This window comes from Corynebacterium glyciniphilum AJ 3170, from assembly GCF_000626675.1.
GTDB classification, from domain to species: domain Bacteria; phylum Actinomycetota; class Actinomycetes; order Mycobacteriales; family Mycobacteriaceae; genus Corynebacterium; species Corynebacterium glyciniphilum.
Map to the genome: position 1 here is coordinate 964,008 of NZ_CP006842.1, position 19,839 is coordinate 983,846.

19 protein-coding genes are annotated in these 19,839 nt (G+C 65.4%); 13 read left to right on the top strand and 6 right to left on the bottom strand.

Going from position 1 to position 19,839, the window contains the following annotated elements; translation table 11 throughout:
* Window positions 1-11: 11 nt before the first annotated feature.
* Together CGLY_RS04490 and CGLY_RS04495 are read right to left on the bottom strand one after the other, a co-directional pair.
* Complete coding sequence (locus tag CGLY_RS04490) at window positions 12-1,286, bottom strand: ABC transporter substrate-binding protein (protein ID WP_038546658.1); 1,275 nt, start codon at window positions 1,284-1,286, stop codon at window positions 12-14.
* Window positions 1,287-1,457: 171 nt separating this feature from the next.
* On the bottom strand, window positions 1,458-2,513 hold the full coding sequence (locus tag CGLY_RS04495; protein ID WP_038546661.1) for an ABC transporter ATP-binding protein: 1,056 nt from the start codon (window positions 2,511-2,513) through the stop codon (window positions 1,458-1,460).
* A gap of 65 nt (window positions 2,514-2,578) precedes the next feature.
* On the opposite strand from CGLY_RS04495, the gene CGLY_RS04500 reads away from it, so the two are divergent.
* From CGLY_RS04500 to CGLY_RS04520, 5 genes are all read left to right on the top strand, one after another.
* Complete coding sequence (locus CGLY_RS04500; RefSeq protein ID WP_038546664.1) at window positions 2,579-3,850, top strand: sensor histidine kinase; 1,272 nt, start codon at window positions 2,579-2,581, stop codon at window positions 3,848-3,850.
* 64 nt (window positions 3,851-3,914) lie between these two features.
* Window positions 3,915-4,694 (top strand): response regulator, encoded by a 780-nt coding sequence (locus CGLY_RS04505; protein ID WP_038551342.1) that lies wholly within the window; start codon window positions 3,915-3,917, stop codon window positions 4,692-4,694.
* A 105-nt stretch (window positions 4,695-4,799) separates the two neighbouring features.
* Entirely contained in the window at window positions 4,800-5,759 is a 960-nt protein-coding gene (locus CGLY_RS04510; RefSeq protein ID WP_052539666.1) for an ABC transporter ATP-binding protein, read from the top strand.
* A gap of 4 nt (window positions 5,760-5,763) precedes the next feature.
* Window positions 5,764-6,510 (top strand): ABC transporter permease, encoded by a 747-nt coding sequence (locus CGLY_RS04515; protein WP_038546666.1) that lies wholly within the window; start codon window positions 5,764-5,766, stop codon window positions 6,508-6,510.
* A 10-nt stretch (window positions 6,511-6,520) separates the two neighbouring features.
* A complete protein-coding gene (locus CGLY_RS04520; protein ID WP_052539668.1) occupies window positions 6,521-6,997 on the top strand; it encodes a hypothetical protein in 477 nt (158 codons plus the stop codon).
* Here the strand turns inward: CGLY_RS04520 and CGLY_RS04525 are convergent.
* Window positions 6,984-7,694 carry a TIGR03089 family protein gene (locus CGLY_RS04525; protein ID WP_038546669.1) on the bottom strand — a complete coding sequence of 237 codons (711 nt, stop codon included), beginning with the start codon at window positions 7,692-7,694 and terminating at the stop codon, window positions 6,984-6,986. The genes CGLY_RS04520 and CGLY_RS04525 overlap by 14 nt on opposite strands.
* A 19-nt stretch (window positions 7,695-7,713) precedes the next feature.
* Entirely contained in the window at window positions 7,714-8,301 is a 588-nt protein-coding gene (locus tag CGLY_RS04530) for a VanZ family protein (RefSeq protein WP_081803769.1), read from the bottom strand.
* Window positions 8,302-8,335: 34 nt separating this feature from the next.
* Between CGLY_RS04530 and CGLY_RS04535 the strand changes: the two genes are divergently transcribed.
* Window positions 8,336-10,201 carry a bifunctional ADP-dependent NAD(P)H-hydrate dehydratase/NAD(P)H-hydrate epimerase gene (locus CGLY_RS04535; protein ID WP_038546672.1) on the top strand — a complete coding sequence of 622 codons (1,866 nt, stop codon included), beginning with the start codon at window positions 8,336-8,338 and terminating at the stop codon, window positions 10,199-10,201.
* Window positions 10,202-10,216: 15 nt separating this feature from the next.
* On the opposite strand, the gene CGLY_RS04540 is transcribed toward CGLY_RS04535, so the two are convergent.
* Entirely contained in the window at window positions 10,217-12,133 is a 1,917-nt protein-coding gene (locus CGLY_RS04540; RefSeq protein ID WP_038546677.1) for an LCP family protein, read from the bottom strand.
* 198 nt (window positions 12,134-12,331) lie between these two features.
* Between CGLY_RS04540 and rfbD the strand changes: the two genes are divergently transcribed.
* The 4 genes from rfbD (at window position 12,332) to CGLY_RS18030 (ending at window position 15,995) form a co-directional block, all read left to right on the top strand.
* On the top strand, window positions 12,332-13,213 hold the full coding sequence (rfbD, locus tag CGLY_RS04545) for a dTDP-4-dehydrorhamnose reductase (RefSeq protein WP_227590375.1): 882 nt from the start codon (window positions 12,332-12,334) through the stop codon (window positions 13,211-13,213).
* Window positions 13,214-13,219: 6 nt separating this feature from the next.
* Window positions 13,220-14,098, top strand: a complete 879-nt coding sequence (locus CGLY_RS04550) for a glycosyltransferase family 2 protein (RefSeq protein WP_038546680.1) — start codon at window positions 13,220-13,222, stop codon at window positions 14,096-14,098.
* Between the two features lie 36 nt (window positions 14,099-14,134).
* Window positions 14,135-15,265 (top strand): mannose-1-phosphate guanylyltransferase, encoded by a 1,131-nt coding sequence (gene manB, locus CGLY_RS04555; protein WP_052539670.1) that lies wholly within the window; start codon window positions 14,135-14,137, stop codon window positions 15,263-15,265.
* A 442-nt stretch (window positions 15,266-15,707) separates the two neighbouring features.
* Window positions 15,708-15,995: a WhiB family transcriptional regulator gene (locus CGLY_RS18030; RefSeq protein ID WP_139311863.1), complete on the top strand. Its 288-nt coding sequence runs from the start codon at window positions 15,708-15,710 to the stop codon at window positions 15,993-15,995.
* A gap of 15 nt (window positions 15,996-16,010) precedes the next feature.
* Here CGLY_RS18030 and CGLY_RS04565 read toward each other — a convergent pair whose 3' ends face one another.
* Window positions 16,011-16,412: a metallopeptidase family protein gene (locus tag CGLY_RS04565; RefSeq protein WP_052540679.1), complete on the bottom strand. Its 402-nt coding sequence runs from the start codon at window positions 16,410-16,412 to the stop codon at window positions 16,011-16,013.
* A gap of 223 nt (window positions 16,413-16,635) precedes the next feature.
* Here CGLY_RS04565 and CGLY_RS04570 point away from each other — a divergent pair, with 223 nt between their 5' ends.
* The 3 genes from CGLY_RS04570 to manA are packed head-to-tail and all read left to right on the top strand — an operon-like array spanning window position 16,636 to window position 19,810.
* On the top strand, window positions 16,636-17,172 hold the full coding sequence (locus CGLY_RS04570) for a DUF3499 family protein (protein WP_038546687.1): 537 nt from the start codon (window positions 16,636-16,638) through the stop codon (window positions 17,170-17,172).
* A 27-nt stretch (window positions 17,173-17,199) separates the two neighbouring features.
* Window positions 17,200-18,576 (top strand): phosphomannomutase/phosphoglucomutase, encoded by a 1,377-nt coding sequence (locus CGLY_RS04575; protein WP_038546692.1) that lies wholly within the window; start codon window positions 17,200-17,202, stop codon window positions 18,574-18,576.
* On the top strand, window positions 18,569-19,810 hold the full coding sequence (gene manA, locus CGLY_RS04580; RefSeq protein ID WP_227590376.1) for a mannose-6-phosphate isomerase, class I: 1,242 nt from the start codon (window positions 18,569-18,571) through the stop codon (window positions 19,808-19,810). Before CGLY_RS04575 ends, manA begins: the two co-directional genes overlap by 8 nt.
* Window positions 19,811-19,839 lie beyond the last annotated feature (29 nt).

The following is a 19,839-nucleotide window of genomic DNA, read 5'->3' on the forward strand; positions in this document are numbered from 1 at the left end:
CGGAGCCGGGCCTAGCTGGTCACGTTCGCGATGGCGGACTCCATGTCGTTGGTGGCGTCCTCGACGCTCTTACCACCGGTGATGGCGGCGTAGGCGTTATCCTGGACGGCCTTGGAGAGGGAGTCGTACGACGGGGAGACCGGGCGTGGTTCGGCGTTCTCCAGTGACTCCTTGAGTGCCGGGAGGTACGGGAACTCCTCGATGAGGGACTCGTCGTCGTAGATGGAGGAGAGCACCGGTGGGAAGGACTCCTCGGCGAAGGACCGTTGGTTCTCTTCACTCGTGATGAACTGCATGAAGTCCAGCGCGGTGGCCTTGTTCTCCGAGTTGACGTTGATGCCGTTGTTGTAGCCACCGAGGGTGGAGACACCGACACCGTCCTTGCCGACGAGCGGCTGCACCTCGACCTTGCCGGCGACAGCGGATCCCTCGGCTTCAGCCTCGCCGTACATGTACGGCCAGTTGATCGCCATGGCGTTCTGTCCCTGGGTGAAGCTGAGGTTGGTCTCCTCTTCAGTCGCGCCGGTGGACGAGCGGGAGATGGTGCCGTCCTCGTAGGCGTCGACCAGTGCCTGGAGACCCTCGCGGGATTCATCTGAGGTCACGGTGACCTCCCCGTTCTCGTCGAGGATGCCGCCTCCCCAACCGCTCATGAAGCCTGCGGTGGAGACCGTCAGCCCCTCGTACTGCTTGAGCTGGGTGATGAGGCAGTCGTTGTTGTCCGCGGTGACGTCCTCGCAGGACTGGACGACGTCATCCCACGTCTCCGGGGCCTCCGACACCATGTCGGTGTTGCGGTACAGCAGCTGTCCGTTCGTGTTCTGCGGCAGAGCGTAGAGGGTGTCGTTGTAGGTCGCCGATTCCACGGTGGCGTCCAGCAGTCCGTCCGTGCTGACCTCGAGATCGTCCTGCAGCGGCGCGAGCCAGCCCTGGGCGGCGAACTGTGCGGTCCAGACGACGTCGAGCGCCATAACGTCGATATCGGACGATCCGGCCTGGAGGGACTGGACCAGCGTGTCACGCTGGGCGTCCGCTTCTCCGGCGAGTTCCTGGAGCGTGACCTCCTCGTCGGGGTTCTCCTCGTTCCACCGGTCGATGATCGGACGGAGTTTGTCGGTGTCGTTCTTGCCCATCGCGAAGGTAATGGGGCCGCGGCCGTCGGAACCGCCGCTACCCCCGTCGCCCCCGTCACCATTGCCGCCATCGTCGGAGGAACACGACACGAGTGCTGCAGTGAGCCCGACGGCCGAGATACCGGCCAGAATCTTCTTTGAGAGGTTGGCCATGGCCCGAACCTTTCTACGTAGGTACGGCTCCGCTGGAAGGCACAGGGAATGCCGCCGACGGAACTCAACAATGAAACGTCACCACGCCGTGACGGACTGGTTGTCGCCGTCCCGCGGGTTATTCGGTTGAGTGTAGTATCTGCGTGCTGGATTCGGGGGAGATCGGGGGTGTCAGCTCACCCGCTGACCGGACACCGCATCGAAGAAATGTACCCGTGCCGAGTCGCTGAGGGTGACGGAGATGCTCCCCCCGATGGTCGGAAGGTCCTGCGCCGCAGCCTGAGATTTCGCTGTGACCTGGCCGGCCGCGGTCTCGGCGTAGACGTTCGAGTCGGCACCGAGTTCCTCGACCAGCGAGACGGTGCCACGCAGACCGGTGTCTGCGTCGTTGACCACCAGATGCTCAGGACGCACCCCCACCAGCAGTGCACCGTTCACGCCGTCCGGACGACGGACCCCCAGGCCCTCGAGGACGTCGGCACCGGCGGGCAGGTCGAGCAGGTTCATTGCCGGGGAACCGATGAACCCCGCCACGAAGGCGTTGACCGGTTCGTTGTAGAGCTTCTGCGGCGTGTCAACCTGCTGAAGCTTCCCGTCCTTGAGGACGGCCACCCGGTCTCCCATGGTCATCGCCTCCACCTGGTCGTGGGTGACGTACACCGTGGTGACCCCGAGGTCGTGCTGCAGTTTCACGATCTGGGCACGGGTCTGCACCCGCAGTTTGGCGTCGAGGTTCGACAGAGGCTCATCCATGAGGAACACCTGCGGCTCGCGGACGATTGCGCGACCCATTGCCACGCGCTGCCGCTGACCACCGGAGAGATCCTTGGGTTTCCGGTCGAGGTAGTCCCCCAGGTCGAGAAGGTCGGCGGCCCGTTGTACCCGCTCGTTGATCTCAGATTTCGGACGTTTGGCGATCGACAGCGCGAAACCCATGTTCTCCCGGACCGACATATGGGGGTACAGGGCGTAGTCCTGGAACACCATGGCGATGTCCCGGTCACCGGGCTCGACACCGGTGACATCGCGCCCACCGATGGTGATCTCACCCGCGCTCGTCGGCTCCAGGCCTGCCAGTGACCGCAGGATGGTCGACTTACCGCAACCGGACGGGCCGACCAGGACGAGGAACTCGCCGTCGCCGATGCTGAGGTTGAGGTCCGGGACGGTGGGGGAGTCGGCACCCGGGTACCGGATGTCCACATGCGAGAATTCGACGTCTGCCATGGTCGGGAATCATACCGCAGGTCGATCCGTCGCAGGTGGCGACTGACGTAGGATCTGTGGCTGTGATGGATACCGTGACCGCACCGCAGGCTCAGCCGGGCCCCTTCTGGAGGGACCGCGGCCTCTGGCTGCAGCTGGTAATCCAGTCGGCCGTGTTCTTCCTCTTCGGTGCCATGGATGCGGGGAACGCCTTCTCCTTCGGTCCGGTCGTCCCGTCCTGGGTTCTTGTCGCCGGGTACACGCTGGTGTTCGCGGGGATGTTGATTCAGCGATGGCGTGCGGAAGTTGGGCTGACCGTCGTCGCCATCGGCCTTGTCACCGCCGCGGGAAGTCTCGCCGGCATCTACATTCTGGCCTACCTCGTCGTCTGCTATGAGGCGTGGTTCATCTCGGCGTTCGTCCGCCGTCGTAGAGGAATGTGGCTGGCGCTGTTGACCGGGGGGTCGGTCGCCGCCGTGGTACTGGTCAGCGTCGTGTCGGGATCCGGGCGGGCGTGGGGTGCCTCGACGACAGCTGTGGATCCTGCCGGAGAAACGTACACTCCTCCGGATGCTCAGCTCGTGATGATGGGTGCGGTCCTGGGGTTGCTCGCCGTGATCTCGATCGGACTGTTCTGGCAGCTGGGGATGACAACACGTCGCCAGTATGAACGGATGGAGTCTCTTGCCGCGCGGGTGGAACTCGCCGCTGTCGCCGAGCGGACCCGGATCGCCCGGGAGATGCACGACATCGTCGCCCATTCGCTGACCGCGGTGATCGCGCAGGCCGACGGTGGACGCTACGCCGGACGTCAGGACCCGTCGAAGGCCATTGAAGCACTCGCCACGATCAGCAGCACCGGACGAGACGCACTCACCCAGATGCGGCAGCTGCTCAGCGTGTTGCGCAGCGACCGTAACGGCGGTGGCACGGCCGATGCGACCCGGGACACCAGTGCACCGCCCGGTGTGTCCGGTGTGGCGGGGTTGGTGGAGGACGCCCGACGGTCCGGAGTGTCCGTCGACTACGAGGTCCTCGGCACGGCCGGCACGGTGGATGTCGCGGTCGGCCTGACCGTGTACCGCACTGTCCAGGAGTGCCTGACGAACATTCTCAAACACGCCGGACCCACCCGCGCCCGTGTCATCCTGGATTGGAACGTGACAGGAAAACTCCGCATCACGGTGGACAACGCCCCTGGCAACGGGTTGATCGACTCTGACGACTCGGACGACGGACGAGGACAGGGGCTGGTCGGACTGCGGGAGCGTGCCCGAATCCACGGAGGCACGGCAGAATGGGGTGCGTCGGAGAGGTACGTTGGCGGCTGGCGTGTGGACGTCGTGCTCAGCGTCTGACAGGACACCGGCACAGAGTGGTATGTACCGGTACACACGGGAGAACAGGGAGAACGGCGAGATCATGGACGACGCACGCTCAACATCGACCATCACGGTCGGGCTGGCTGATGATCAGCAGCTGGTACGCGCCGGTTTCGGCATGGTGCTGGATTCCCAGCCGGACATCACCGTGGTCTGGCAGGCCGTCGACGGCGCGGAGGCAGTCAGTTCAGCCATGTCCCAACCGGTCGACATGATCCTCATGGATGTCCAGATGCCGGAGCTCGACGGTATCGCCGCCACCAGGAAGATCGTCGACGCCGGTGTCACCGGGCCGTCAGGGGAACCGACCCGTGTGGTGGTTCTGACGACCTTTGACAACGATGAATACGTGATGGGATCGATCACTGCCGGTGCCAGTGGTTTCCTGTTGAAGGATGCCGATCCTGAGGAGCTCATCGATGCCGTCCGGACGGTCGGCGAGGCCGAGGCCGTGATCTCCCCGAAAGCCACGGCCCGGTTGCTGCGGCAGGTCAGGGGAGGGGCGGGGAAGGACGAGCCGGTTGCCGCTGTCGCGCCGCAGACATCGTTGCCTCCTGACGCCGGAGCCGACACCGCTGCGGCCGCCGCGGCACTGGATCTTCCCGACCCGTTGACTCCCCGTGAACTGGAGATCCTCGTCCTCGTGGCGCGGGGGTACTCCAACCCGGAGATCGCCCGACGTCTGTTCGTCTCCCTTCCCACCGTGAAGACGCATGTGGGCAGAATCCTGGCGAAAACGGATTCGCGGGACCGGGTCCACGCGGTGCTTTTCGCGTTCAGCAACGGACTTGTCGACCCGGTGCGGGTTCTGGAGGAGTGACAGGCGGTCATACTGCGGTATGACGTCCGGTGCCCTGGGACGTTGCTGGTAGATCAGTCTGTGGGTCGATGTGTGCGGTGGTGGTGGGGGAGAAGACTGGGGGACATGATCACAGTTGAGAAGATGTCGAAGAGGTACGGGCGGTTCCAGGCCGTCGAGGATTTGTCGTTCACGGTGCCGGATGCGGCGGTGACGGGTTTTCTGGGTCCTAATGGGTCGGGGAAGTCGACGACGATGCGGTGTGTGTTGGGGTTGGATCGGCCGTCGCAGGGGCAGGCGCTGTTTGATGGTGAGGGGTTTGCTCAGGTGGCTGATAAGCCGGCGGTGGCCGGGGCGCTGTTGGAGGCGACGTGGTTCACTCCGGGACGTAGCGGACGGTCGCACCTCAAGGTGCTTGCCCGCGGCGCTGGTATCGCCGACTCGCGGGTGGACAAGTGTTTGCAGTTGGTGGGGTTGAGCTCTGCGGGTGATAAGCGGGTCGGGGGGTATTCGTTGGGGATGAAGCAGCGTCTTGGTCTTGCTGGGGCGTTGTTGGGTGATCCGTCGCATTTGATTTTGGATGAGCCGGTCAATGGTTTGGATCCGGAGGGGGTGAGTTGGATGCGTCGGACGATTCGTGCTTTGGCGGGGGAGGGCCGTGCGGTGTTGGTGTCGTCGCATCTGCTGTCGGAGATGCAGCAGACTGCGGATCGTCTCGTGGTCATCGGTAAGGGTCGGATGATCGGTGAGTATTCGATGGAGGAGTTCCTCGCCGGCGGAGTCAGCGTGCTTGTCGAGACTTCGGACATCACGAGTGCCGGAACGCTGGGTTCGGCATTGACGCAGGCAGGTTTGCCTACTGATCGCGCCGAAGGGAGCGCCCTGCGCGTAGAGGTCGTGGACGGCAGTTCGGAGGCGGAGGTTCGACGTGCAGTCGGCGAAATCGCCTTGAACTCCCGCGTTATCCTCACGGGCCTGCGCACACAGAGCGCGGACCTGGAGTCCCGCTTCCTCGCCGCAACATCCGCGGCCCAGGAGTACCGGACATCCTCTGACCTCGTCGACAACAACACCGAAAGGAACTAGAACCATGACCTCACTCATCAATGCCCTGCGGTCGGAGACCACGAAGTTACTGAGCATGCGTTCCACACTGGTCTACGCGATTCTGCTGACGGGAGCGCTGTACGGCCCGGTCGTCCTGGCGACGTTGTTCTCTTCGGAGACACCGACGTTCGAGTGGGCCGATCTGATGAACGGCGCGATGATCTTCATCATGGTGGCCATCGTGTTTGCAGCCTCGACCACCGCCGGTGACATCCGCAACCACATGCACGCCCAGGCCTTTCTTACTCAGCAGGGCCGTACTACCTGGGTGACAGCGAAGTTACTGGTGACCCTCGTCTTTATGCTGGTCACCTATGCGGTCGGTGTAGCGCTGACAGTCGGGGCGGCCGCAGCGTTCGGGGCACGTCTGTCCCTTGACTTCGGTGGTGCGTTCACGCCGGTCTGGGGATACCTGCTGGGAGGTGTCGCGTTCCCGCTCATGGCAGTGGGGCTTGCCTGCGTACTGAGAAGCCCGGTCGTGTCTGTCGCTGTTCCGACAGTCTGGTTCCTGTTGATCGACGGGATGATCGGTGAGACAGCGACACATATCGAGGCCTTCCGCCCCCTCGCGGCCATCGCCCCCGGTGAACGGTTGTCACAGTTGGCCACAGGCTACGACCGCGTCGGCCTCGGTCTCGACAGCGCGGCTTGTGTTGCAATCCTCGTCGGCTGGGTGGTCGTTGTAGCCGGGATCGGACTCTGGCGCAATCAACGCGCTGACGTCCGGTAGCCTGTGGGCCATGGACATCGCAATCGGGGACTCCGGACGCACGCTGAGACTGCCGCCCCACTGGCAGGCGCTCGACACGGTTCCAGAGGATGCACCGGGCACGGTGGCGTTCGGTTACCGTACGGCGGTGAGTTTCGCTGCCGTCACCCTCGCTCCGCTGGACGGCCAGATGATGCCGGTCGACAGGGAGGATGTCATCCGAGGGATCCAGCCCGCGCTGGAGGAGGCTGAGGCGGAGTTGGTGGACGTGGATGCGGGGGAAACCCCGTCCGGGGACCTGCTGGTCTACACGATCGTGAAGACTCCGGAACCTGAGGAGGGCGACGGCGCCGGCGAGGGGGACCAGCTCAACCTCACCCTGCACTTCGCCGTGGAGAACGGTGACTACATGGCCCCGTACATGGTCCAGGGGTTTCTCACCGGAGAGCAGGACGAGACTCTTGACCAGGCCAGAGACCTGGTCACCCGGATCATCACCGCCGAGTAGCGGACACGGTTCCGAGTTCGGTGGCTGCGAGATGCGCCAGCCGTTCGGGGGCATCATCGGTGGAGACGACCACGGACCCCGCCGCGAAGAGGGGAAGGAGCGCGGTCACCAGTCCGTCAGTGTCGGCCCACGGGCCGGTCACAGACCGGATCCCGGGCTCGAAAGCCTCAGAGGCCCGGCGTCGTAGGTCGGCACCGGTCACCGGCTCCCCGTCGACGGTGTGCAGCAGTACAGCCTCCTCCCCGGTCTCTGGACCGGCGTAGCGGTCCCCCTGGACCCGCAGCTCCGGTGACAGATCCGTGACCCCGAATTCCACGTCCCCGCCGGCCTCGGCCACCCCGCGGCCGAAGGGGTCGGTCGACAGTTGGAGAATGTCTCCATCCCAGTCGAGGTGAGCGTCGGGGTCCGTGGTCATCAACGCAGCTGCCGATGCGGCTGCTGGTGACGGCGGCGAGCAGACCGCCACGCCGGCCCTCCAGCAGCCCACGACCAGGGCGGCGGGCATCCAGTCGGTCGGAGCATCGAGAACCACGACGTCGCCGGGAGATAACCCTAACTGGCCGGCCATGAGGTTGCCGCCTTTCGCGGCCCAGTTCGCCAGCGTTGCGGCGGACAACTCCATTCGTCCTGCGTCGGTGTACGTCGTCAGGCGCGGCGATGCGGCGTCGGTCTGGAGGAACGGGGACAGGAGATCCATGGCGACCAGACTAACCTGGTCAGCCTCCGACGACCTTGTCCGGGTCGCCGAGGGCCGGTCCTAGAATCACCAGCACGAGGAAGACGAGCACCGCGAGCCCGACCACCGTGGTGAGGACGGTCTGCCACCGCCGGGACCAGCTGGGGTTGCGGGAGAACCAGCATGCGATCCAGGCGCCGACGGCCGCCCCGACCGTGTTGCAGATCAGGTCCGTCACATCGGTGCGTCCCAGCGAGAAGATGTACTGGGAGACCTCGATACCGAGGCTGAACACGGCGGCGATGCCCACCGTCCACCACCACCGGCCCGACAGGATCATCAGCAGGATCCCGAATGGGACGAAGAAGGCGAGGTTGCCGAGGATGTCGAAGACCCAGCCGAAGGTGGTGGACGAGTCCGTGACGATGCCGAAAGGAACCAGCCGCAGCTCCCTGACGCGCTGGTTCTCCGGTTTCCACAGCAGCCCGATGGTGTAAAAGGCTTTCAACGTCGTCAGCGCGACGATCACCGCAGCGTAACCGACCAGCGTGACGGTGACCCACGTCCGCCACGGGGTGCGCACGGTCGGTGCGACAGGGGCGGGTGCGGGAGCGGTGGGAGTGTCCATGCGAACACACCCTAGCGGTCCGTAACGTGAGGGTATGAATAGCAGCACCATCGATACGCATCTCCGTGCCCAGGTGTACACGGTCGAACAGGTCCGTCATGCAGAACAACCCTTGCTCGATCTGCAGACCGAACCGGATCAGCTGATGCGCTCTGCGGCCTCTGCGGTGGTCGACGCTGCGGAGGTGATGCTGAAGCGTAAGTCCATCACCCCGGCACAGACGAAGGTTCTGCTCGCAGTGGGAGCGGGAGGCAACGGAGGTGATGCGCTCTACGCCGGTGCAGCGCTCGCTGACCAGGGCTGGCCGGTGGAAGCCGTGCTGTTGGGACGCGACAGGCATGCCCACGCCCGCGCTCTCGATGCATTCCAGGATGCCGGTGGCGTGGTTGTCGACCTCCAGGGGGTGTGGAGAACCCCAGCTCAGTACCTCCTTGTCATCGACGGCGTTCTCGGCATGGGGGGTGACGGCGGCCTGGGTGAAAACGCCGCCGTGCTCTTCTCTTTCATCTCCGCCTGGTTCATTCCCGTCCTCAGCATTGATGTCCCCTCGGGTATCGGGGCGGACTCCGGGAGCACCCCGCCGATGATCGACGTCGACGATCCGCTGGACCCCTATGCGACTGAAAAGGGGCTCCCGGGGATGACGGTACTGATGCGCGAGCGGGTTCCCGCGCACGTCATTGCTGATGTGACGGTGACCTTCGGGGGGCTGCGCCGGGCCCATGCGGTCAACGCCTACTGCGGCCAGGTGATGCTCGCGAATCCGGGACTGGAGGGTGGCCGCTCAGGGACGATCGGTGCTCAGCTCGCAGAGGAGTGGAAGCGGAATCGTCGGGGCAAGGGGGCGCTCGACGTCCGCGCCGGACGGGCCGTGGTGCCGCCCCGTGATCCCCGCAGTGATCCGGAAACGACGGCGGGGCCCGTTGATCTGGGAGGAGAGTTCGACTTCTCATCGACTGCTTTAACTCCTGTGCCCACGGCCCACGCCGGAACCGTGCGTGCGCCGGGCCCCTATGACGACAAGTACTCCGGTGGAGTGGTGGGGATCTGTGCGGGGTCGGAGACGTATCCCGGCGCAGCGATTCTGACGACCACGGCTGCCGTGCGCACGACCAGTGCGATGGTGCGTTATGTCGGCGGGGCCTCCGGCGATGTCGTCCAGGCGTGTCCCGAGGTCGTGTGGGCGCCGTCGGTGTCGCGGTCCGGACGTGTCCAGGCATGGGTCGTGGGGCCCGGTCGCGGAACCGGCGCCGAGGCAGCGGAGGAGGTGGAGACACTCCTGAAGCGTCCCGAACCATTGGTGGTTGACGCGGACGCGCTGACGGTGCTCGCCGAGCACAAGGAGCTCCGGGATCTGCTGGCGGAGCGAGGTGCCTCGGGATCGAACACCGCCCCGACGATACTGACGCCGCATGCCGGGGAGTTCCGGCGTCTGGCGGACGCCGTCGGTGGTGTCCCGGACCCGGATGACGACCGGATCGGCGCAGCAGCGTCGTTGTCGCGGGCGTTGAGCTGTGTGGTGCTTCTCAAGGGACGACACACTGTCGTGACGGACGGCGAGGATGTCCAGTGCACTGACGCAGGAACATCGTGGGCCGCTACGCCGGGATCAGGCGACGTCCTTTCCGGGATGATCGGTGCCCTGCTGGCGGAAAATGAGGCCCGGCACGGCCCCGATGCGGAACAGTCCGGGGGACGCTCCGAGATGCCGCAGCAGGAAGGGCGGGTGTCCTCAGCGAAGTTCCCCGCGAATGACGCGGTCGCCCTCCATGCCATCGCCGCGTCGATTTCGGCGCAGACTCCGGAAGGGGAGGCTCCTACGTCCGCCTCACGGATCGCGGAGGCTGTTCCGCGCGCGAGGGCCACGGCGGGCCGTCCGCACTCCCGGCGGGCGTACTGACGGAGTCCTCGTACCCTAGTTGATGCACATCGGGCCGTCGCCGCCGGCGTCGATCGCGCCCCGGTCGGTGGTGGCGGAGTCGGATTCTTCCGAGGTCCCTACTGCACCGACATCATCGCCAGATTCTCCCGACGCACCATCGGCGTTCTCGTTCTCCCCGAGAACGTCTCCACCGGTGGCATCCGTGCCCGGCGTACCGACATTCTCCGATGAATCGCCGGAAGAGCCCGAGCCAGATTCGCCGACCGCAGGAAGGGGCTCATCGATGCCGGATGTCGACGTCCCGGGGCCGTCGTACGTGCCGGACAGTGTGACCCGGATTTCCCCGGGTTCGAGACTGGAGTCCTCGACCACGCTAAGCCCACCGAGCTGCTCTGCCAGCCCACGCGCCGCAGGGTCGTCGGTGTCAGCGACATTGACCTGGCTCTCCGAAATACCGGTCTCCGTGGCGTTCCCCACCTCGCCCATGCCGTATCCCGCACCGGAGATGAGATCGCCAACACGCGAGGCGAGGCCCCCGATCTGGCTGGCGTTGTAGACCGAGACGGTGGACTCGGACGGCTCGTAGTCCTCGATGTCGCTGGAAGAGTCGGTGTTGTCGGAGTCGTCGGAAGAGCCGTCCTTGTCCTCGCTGTCCCCGTCGCCAAGGAGGTTCTCGAAGAAGCTGTGAACCTGCTTCTTGTCGATGGTCACCACGGACTCGCCCTGGTCACCAGTGCCGTCGATACTGGTCACCGGGATGGTCTGGAAGGTCACGTTGCCGCCGGCGAGGTTCTGCATCTGCGTCGCCAAACCCATGACGTCCCACCCTTCGTCGAGGACGACGGAGTCCTCGATTGCGCTCCGCAGCTTACCCAGGGACGAGGGATTGGTGAGGGTAGACGTGCTCAGCACCTTGTTGGCCAGGCTGGCCATGTAGACCTGCTGGCGGGTGATGCGGTCCAGGTCGCCGCGGGGGAGTTCGTGGCGCTGACGGACGAAACTCAGGGCATCCTGCCCGCTGAGGGTCTGTTCGCCGGCGGGGAACTTGGCACCGGACAACGGTTCGTCGACGGCGTTATTCAGGCAGACATCGACGCCACCGACGGCGTTGGTGAGCTTGACGAACCCGAGTAAGCCGACCTCCGCGTAGTGGTCGACGGTGATACCGGTGACGTCGGCGACGGAGCTGACGAGCGCTTCCCGTCCAGCCTGTGAAGACTCGTTCTCGATCTTCTTCTCGTCCGGAGTTTCCCCGGCCGCAGCGGACTCATCCTGAAGTTCCTGTGTTTTATAGAACTTCGTCTGCCCGTAGATCGAGTTGATCTTCTGGTTTCCCAGCTCAGAGCCTCCATCGACGTAGGTGTCGCGGGGCAGGGACACCGCTGTCGCCGACGAACCATCATCGGGGATACGGATGAGGATAATGGTGTCCGTACTGGTTGTCTCCTCCTCACCGGCCCGCAGCATGTCGATGTCGTCCTGGGAAAGAGCTTCACCATGGGCGTTGGTGCGAGAGTCGATGCCAACCAAAAGGATGTCTGTGGCGCCGTCGGACTGGCTGCCCAGATTCAGGCCACCTGCCTGGTTGAGGTTGGAGTCGAGTCGTCCGACAGACGAGTAGGCGTACGTCCCACCGGCGAGCATGATTGCGGACAACAGTGCGAGCACGACCTTGACAGGGGTGGAACCGATCTGACGATGACCGGATGCGGCCCCCGCCGCGGAACCGTGGACTGTCCGCGATGAACGGTTCGGCGTCCGACGTTGCCCGCCCGCTGCAGCAGCGCCGGACGGGCGACTGTGACGGGCACGTTGCGGTTGCTGCGACCTCTGCGGGGTCTGCCGTGGTCGCTCAGACCGCGGAGGAACGTCGTCGCGACGATGGTGTCGTCCGCCACGACCAGGCGTCTCTCCACGTCCGTTGCGCGGAGACCTGTCAGAATCGCTCATTCCAGACCTTTCGGCGGTGTTCGGGGTGACTGTACTAGATACCGGGACAGAGGGGACTCTACTAGTTGTCAGGGTGGTTACTGTGATCGTGGGACCCGTGGACGTGTGTGTCCGCGTAAAGTCGGTGCCGATCGCAATGTGGGGTCAACGTGCCGACACACCGGTGTCCACGCCCGGCAAGACAGGAGGTTGTCCATAGTGACCGTAATCGTGACCGGCGCGCATGGCCAGGTGGGACGGTGTCTCGTGGCGCTGGGCGGTGAGGGAATCACACGGGCAGAGCTTGACCTGTCGAGCGCGGGGACGGCGGATTTCAGGACTGCAGTCTCATCCCTCTTCGCTGACGGGCGACGGCCGGACGTGATGATCAACACGGCGGCGTGGACGGACGTGGACGGTGCGGAGGATGTGACAAACCGTCGCACCGTCGAGGCTGTCAACGCCATCGCCCCCGGGGAGCTGGCCCGGGCCGCCGCCGATGCGAGAACGAAGTTCATCCACATCTCCACGGATTACGTGTTCTCCGGGGCGGCTCCTGACGGCGGACGCGGCTGGCGTCCGGACGATCCCGTCCACCCCGCGAACGAGTACGGGCGGACGAAGAGTGAGGGAGAGCAGGCTGTTCTCGCAGCCGGAGGCGTCGTCGTGAGGACGTCCTGGGTCTGGTCGGGCCCCGAGGCTCCCGGACGGGATTTCGTCTCGGTGATGGCCACCCTGGCAGAGAACGGGGTGGATCCCCGGGTCGTCGACGACCAGGTGGGACGCCCCACCTATGCACCGGACCTCGCCGAGGAACTGTGGGCGCTGGCGCACGCCGATGTGGCGTCGGGCATTCTCAACGTCACCAACGCCGGCGAGCCTGTCTCGTGGTGCGGGCTCGCCAAAGAAGTTTTCCGGTTGAGCGGGCACGATCCGGCACGGGTGACCCCCTGTACCACGCGGGACTGGCCGATGCCTGCTGCCCGGCCCCCGTGGTCGGTCCTGGATCTGGAGCCCTGGTCTACCAGGGTGGGCCGGACGCCACCGGACTGGCAGGACAGTGTGAGACGGGGACTCGGGGCAGGTTTTCGGCTAGGGTGAACTCCCGTGAAACCGATCGCCGTCATCACCGTCACCTACTCGCCGGGGGAGTACCTCACCCGATTCCTGGACTCTGTGCCCGAAGCCACCGACCAGGGCGCCGTTGTGGTGATGGCGGACAACGGCTCCACGGACGGCGCTCCGGAAGCTGCGGTCGACCGGGACGGAGTCGAGCTGCTCCGTACCGGGGGGAACATCGGTTACGGAGCCGGGATGAACGCCGGGGTGGAGGCGCTGCGCGCGCGTCGGGAGGCCGGAGAGATTGACGGCGAGTTCCTGGTGATCTCGAACCCGGACGTGGTCTTCGACCCGGGGGCCATTGACCGGATGGTGGAGGCGGCGCGTCGTCATCCCCGCGCCGGCGCCGTCGGCCCGCTCATCCGGGAGGTGGATGGGAGCATCTACCCGTCGGCACGGTCGGTACCGACGCTCGGGGCGGGTATCGGCCACGCCCTGCTGGCACCAATATGGAAGAACAACCCGTTCACCCGGCGGTATCTGGCGGATGCGGTGATGGATGAAGAGAGGACGTCCGGGTGGCTGTCCGGTTCCTGCCAGCTCCTGCGGTGGGAGGCGTTCGACTCCGTCGGCGGCTTCGACGAGCGCTACTTCATGTACATGGAGGACGTCGACCTGGGCGACCGGTTGTCACGCGCAGGATGGGAGAACGTGTTCACCCCCTCCGCAGAGATCACGCATGCCAAAGGCCACTCCGCCGGTAAGCATCCTGAAATCACGTTGCCGGCACACCACGACAGTGCCTACCGTTTCCAGGCGGACCGTCTGTCGGCCTGGTGGCAGGCTCCCGTCCGTGTGGCGTTGTGGGCGGGGTTGAAGCTCAGGGGGGTCGTCGCCGTCGCGCTGGCGAAGCGGGCGCGCCGTTGACTGCCGGAGTGCGTTTCGTCCGATAACCTCCCAAGGGTGAACAGTGACGAACGAGACAATCCCTCACCCTCGACCCCTGACACGAATTCCGATCTCGCCGCCGAAACCGACGCCGTCATCCTCGTCGGTGGTAAGGGCACGCGGCTGCGACCCCTGACCAATTCCATTCCCAAGCCCATGCTTCCGGTGGCGGGCTACCCGTTCCTCCAGCATCTGCTGGCACGGATCCGGGAGGCGGGGATGACTCACGTCGTGCTGGGCACCTCCTTCAAGGCGGAGGTCTTTGAAGAGCATTTCGGGGACGGGTCCGAACTTGGCCTGGAGATCGAGTACGTTGTCGAGGACTCTCCCCTCGGTACCGGGGGCGGTATCCGTAATGTGCTGTCGCACCTTCGGCATGACAGGGCCATGATCTTCAACGGCGACATCCTCGGCGGGACAGACCTCAAGGCTGTGCTGCGGACCCATGTCGACAACGCTGCGGACGTGAGCCTCCACCTTCTCCGGGTGGCGGATCCGCGCGCGTTCGGTTGTGTGCCGACAGCGGAGGACGGTCGGGTGGAAGCTTTCCTGGAGAAGGCGGAGGATCCGCCCACCGACCAGATCAATGCCGGGTGTTACGTCTTCCAGCGCGACATCATCGAGTCGATTCCGGAGAACCGGGTCGTGTCGGTGGAACGTGACGTCTTCCCTGACCTCCTCGTCAAGGGGCACCGGCTCTACGGGCATGTCGACCAGGCGTACTGGCGGGATCTGGGGACTCCGGATGACTTCGTCCGTGGATCGTCGGATCTGGTTCGTGGCATCGCTCCGTCTCCGCTGCTGGCCGGGCGTAACGGAGAGGCGCTCGTGGACGAGTCGGCGGCCATTGCCGGCGGTGCGCTGCTGCTCGGTGGCACGGTGATAGGTCGTGGTGCTGAGATCGGTGCGGGTGCCCGCGTGGACACCTCCGTGGTTTTCGATGGCGTGGAGATCGAGGCGGGGGCAACGGTGGAGCGCTGTGTGGTCGCCGCCGGTGCACGGATCGGGGCGCGTGCCCATCTGCGGGATGCCGTGGTGGGTGAGGGCGCTGTGGTCGGGGCGCGGTGTGAACTGCAGGGTGGTGCCCGGGTGTGGCCCGGGGTGGCACTTCCCGACGGAGGATTGCGCTTCAGCAGCGACGTCTGACCCCCGTACGGGGCGGACCCGTGCCGAGTGAAAATATTTCGATATCTTGTGGCCCCGGGGCCGGAATGCCGGCCTCAACGTCTACATGTAGTGGTCTGGCCCGTGCATATCGGCTCATGTCGTGCCTGTCAGAACACTGTGAATGCGCGCCGGGTCCCGTATTGCGTAACTCGTGTGACTGATGTGACGCATGGGACTTTACTGCCTGGTCGAAAGGTTGACGCTATGGAATTACCCGTGTGTAATCTTGCGTGTAGGTAGAGGCCGGTGGGAACCCGGCACGGCGGATTTCAGTGAGGAGACAACGGTGGACAACCCGGCGGACGCCTTTCGTGGTCCCTTCTCGGAGGGGTCCGCAGCCGTGGACGGTGACGATGCCCGTTCCGGTCACGTGAGTGACTCCGGCACGTCCGGAGAGCTGCCCGACCTCCTCCGTGGCGGCATTGACGACTACACTCCCAGCGCTTTCTCCGATCTGACGGAGGATTTCGACCTCCTCTTCGACGCGGTCGAGCAGGACTGGCAGGAACAGGCGCTCTGCGCCCAGACAGACCCGGAAGCTTTCTTCCCCGAGAAGGGTGGCTCGACCCGTGAGGCGAAGCGGATCTGCCGCGCCTGCGGTGTGCGGGACGAATGCCTTGAATATGCCCTGGAGCATGATGAGCGTTTCGGAATCTGGGGTGGGCTTTCCGAGCGTGAACGTCGGCGCCTCAAGAAGCGCCTCGGCTGACTTTCCTCTGTTCCGTCAGTCCCAGCGGAAACCGGGGTCAATGACCTCCGGAGCCACGTTGAGATACGTCGCCACCAGCCGCGCGATGACGAACCTCAACCACTCCTCAGTGTCCATTCGGTCGGTGGAACGCTGTTCGATCGGGCGGCGGAAGATGATCAACCGTGGCCGGGTGGGGGATCCGGATTCATCGACACCGGCGGGGACAAGTCGGCCCAGCGGTACGGGGCCGTCCGCGGCAACTTCATCCGACCAACGGGCGGTGGTGGAATCCAGTCTCATCCGCGGTACGAGGTCGATCGCCACGTCGAGACCACCCAACCGGTCCCCGAACCGGTCGAGGACTGGCGCGTACACGTCCAGGACCGTGGCATCGAAGGTTTCTGCGCGGGTGGCGTAGCGCGGTAGTTTCGGCATCAGCACACCGCGAAGCCCGCGGCCGCGGGTGTCCCTGGTCAACGCCCTGGCCGGATGGCCGGGTGCTGCCTCGCGCCTGGCCGGCGTCGCGTCCGGTATGTCAGGACCAGCGGAGGAAGAGGGGGGACGGGTCATGGATCCGATCCTAGACCGCAGCATGGGGCGAGGCTGTGTCCGACAGGCGGCCGAGTCGTCCGGCACTCCGGCTGAGTCGCGGACTAGGATGGTGGCCGTGACTGACTACCGACAGTGTTCCAGGCCCGGCTGCGGCAACCGTGCGATCGCCACCCTGCGTTACAACTATGCCGCCCGCACGGCGACCGTCAACCCCCTGGAGCCCGGAGACGATCCGCACAGCTGGGATCTGTGCGACCGTCACCTCTCCAGGTTGACCGTCCCTGAAGGCTGGGGACTGCAGCGTACGGAGGATCCGTCTCCGGAGGTTTCTGTCCCGGTGGCCGCGTTCGCAGATCCCGGTATCCACATCGAAGGTATCGAGGACGAGGACTTCACCGACGAGGAGATGCAGGCCCTCGCCGCGGCACTGGAAGACGGTGCCGACAGTACCTACCTGACCGGCAGTGGTGTCGGCGGCGTCAGCGACACAGATCCGCTCACGTCGGCGCAGAGACGACCGGTGTCCCGGGTCGTCCGGCGCACTGACATCCCCCAACCGTCCGGCCATCACCCCTCACGGCGGAATCTGCCGGGACGAGCTCCGCAGCGCCATCTGCGCGCAGTGCACTACGACGGCGAATGATCCATACAGAACACCAGGAGAGTTGACATGACACAGCGCGACCGGGAGGCTATCGCCTCCGTCATCAAGGCCTATGACGTCCGCGGCGTCGTGGGGGACGGCATCGACGCCGACCTCGTCCGGGACACCGGAGCCGCCTTCGGACTGCTCATGAGAGGAGAAGGGGCGACCCGTGTCGTCATCGGCCACGACATGCGCGACAGTTCCCCGGGATTGTCTGACGCTTTCGCCGAGGGCGTGCGCAGTCAGGGGCTCGACACGGTCTCTCTGGGGCTGACCTCGACCGACGAGCTCTACTTTGCCTCGGGGACCATGGACTGCCCGGGCGCGATGTTCACCGCATCCCACAATCCCGCGCGCTACAACGGCATCAAGCTGTGTCGATCGGGTGCCCGCCCGGTCGGCCAGCAGACCGGCCTGGCGGAGGTCTCCGACATGCTCGTCGAGGGGGTGCCCTCCTATGACGGGACTGCGGGGACGGGGTCATCTCGTGACGTGCTCACCGACTACGCCGCATTCCTCCACGACCTGGTGCCGTTGGAGATCCGACCACTCACCGTCGCCGTCGATGCAGGCAACGGTATGGGCGGGCTGACGGTTCCTGCCGTGTTGGGAGAGGGCTCCGGCCTGCCGTTGTCGATCCGGGACCTGTACTTCGAGCTGGACGGCACCTTTCCGAACCACGAAGCCAACCCCCTGGCTCCGGAGAACCTCGTCGACCTGCAGAAGCACACGGTGGCCCAGGGAGCCGACCTGGGTATCGCCTTCGACGGTGACGCCGACCGCTGCTTCATCGTCGACGAGCAGGGCGAGCCAGTCTCGCCATCTGCGATCTGCGGCATCATTGCAGAGCGCTACCTGGACCAGCACCCCGGTGCCACGATCATCCACAACCTGATCACCTCCAAGGCAGTGCCCGAGATCGTGCGTGAACACGGCGGCACACCGGTGCGTACCCGGGTCGGGCACTCGTTCATCAAGGCCCAGATGGCCGAGGAAAATGCGGTGTTCGGCGGAGAGCACTCCGCCCACTACTACTTCTCCGATTTCTTCAACGCCGATTCCGGCATGCTCGCCGCACTCCACGTCTTGGCGACACTCGGCGGCCAGGATCGTCCGCTCTCTGAGCTCAAGCAGGCCTACGATCGTTACGAGGCGTCCGGTGAGGTCAACTCCGAGGTAGCAGATCAGCAGGGGCGGACCGCTGTCGTCGTCGAGGCGTTTGCGGACGAGACCGTGGCCACCGATGAGCTTGACGGGGTGACGGTGGAACTGTCGGACGGGGCGTGGTTCAACGTCCGTGCCTCCAATACTGAACCGCTTCTCCGCCTGAACGTGGAGGCAGCGGACGAGTCGCGGGTCGAGGAGATCCTCGACAAGGCACTGGCGGTGATCCGTGCCTGAGACGACGTCGTCGAACGAGGTTCGCTCCGTGGCCGGTGAAACGGACCGGGCCGGTGTCTCGCTCATGGAGGGACGGTTGAGGCCCTACCCGTGGGGTTCCAGGACGGCCCTGGCGGAACTTACCGGCCGGCCGTCGCCGACCTCGCGTCCCGAGGCAGAACTGTGGTACGGGGCCCACCCGGAGGCGCCCAGCACGCTGCCCCACGACGGGACCGACCTGTTGGAACGGATCTCCGTGGATCCACGCGGTGAGCTGGGGGACTCGGCACCGGATGGTCGGCTCCCGTTCCTGCTGAAGCTGCTCGCCGCAGACCAGGCGCTGAGCTTGCAGGCGCATCCCACCAAGGAGCAGGCGGCGGAAGGGTTCGCACGGGAGAACGCGGCTGGACTGCCGACAGGTTCGCCCATCCGCAACTACAAGGACGACAACCACAAGCCCGAGCTGCTTGTGGCACTGACCCGCTTCGAGGCACTCGCGGGATTTCGGCCGGTGGAAAGCACCCGGAGGCTCCTTCAGACGCTGAACGTGCCGGAACTGGGCCGTTACACCGAACTCCTGAACGGGGCGGCGGGAGATTCCGAAGGGCTTCGTGCGCTGGTCACGACCTGGATCTCGCTGCCGTCCCACCGCAGGCATGAGCTGATCGACGCGGTCCTGGACGCCTGCAGAAGGCTGATCGAGCAACCGGATTCCGGTGCGGAGGACTGGATGCGTGGGCCTGCCAAGGCTGCCCTGGACCTGTCGGACCAGCATCCGGGCGACGCGGGTATTCTCGTGTCCCTGCTGCTCAACCATGTGGTGCTCGAACCGGGGCAGGCGCTGTTCCTGTCCGCGGGCAACCTCCACGCCTATCTTCAGGGGACCGGCGTGGAGGTCATGGCGAACTCGGACAATGTGCTGCGCGGCGGTCTCACCACCAAGCACGTGGATGTGCCCGAACTGATGAAGGTCGTGGATTTCACGCCCACGCCTGATCCGGTGGAGTTGCCCAGGGAAGACGGGGTCTTTCCTGCCCCGGTGCCTGAGTTCCGGTTGCGGTCGGTTGAGGACGGGCAGGCAGTGAGCGTTGACGGGCCGGCCATCGTACTCGGTGTGCGGGGTGAGGTCGCGGTCGAGGGCACGGGTGAGGAGGATCTCCTCCTGTCACCCGGCCAGGCGGCGTGGGTACCGGCCTCGGCGAGGGGCATAACCGCCAGCGGGCGCGGGCACTTCTTCATCGCCACCGTGGGCTGACACCGTCGGTTGATCGGGGAGCCTGCGTC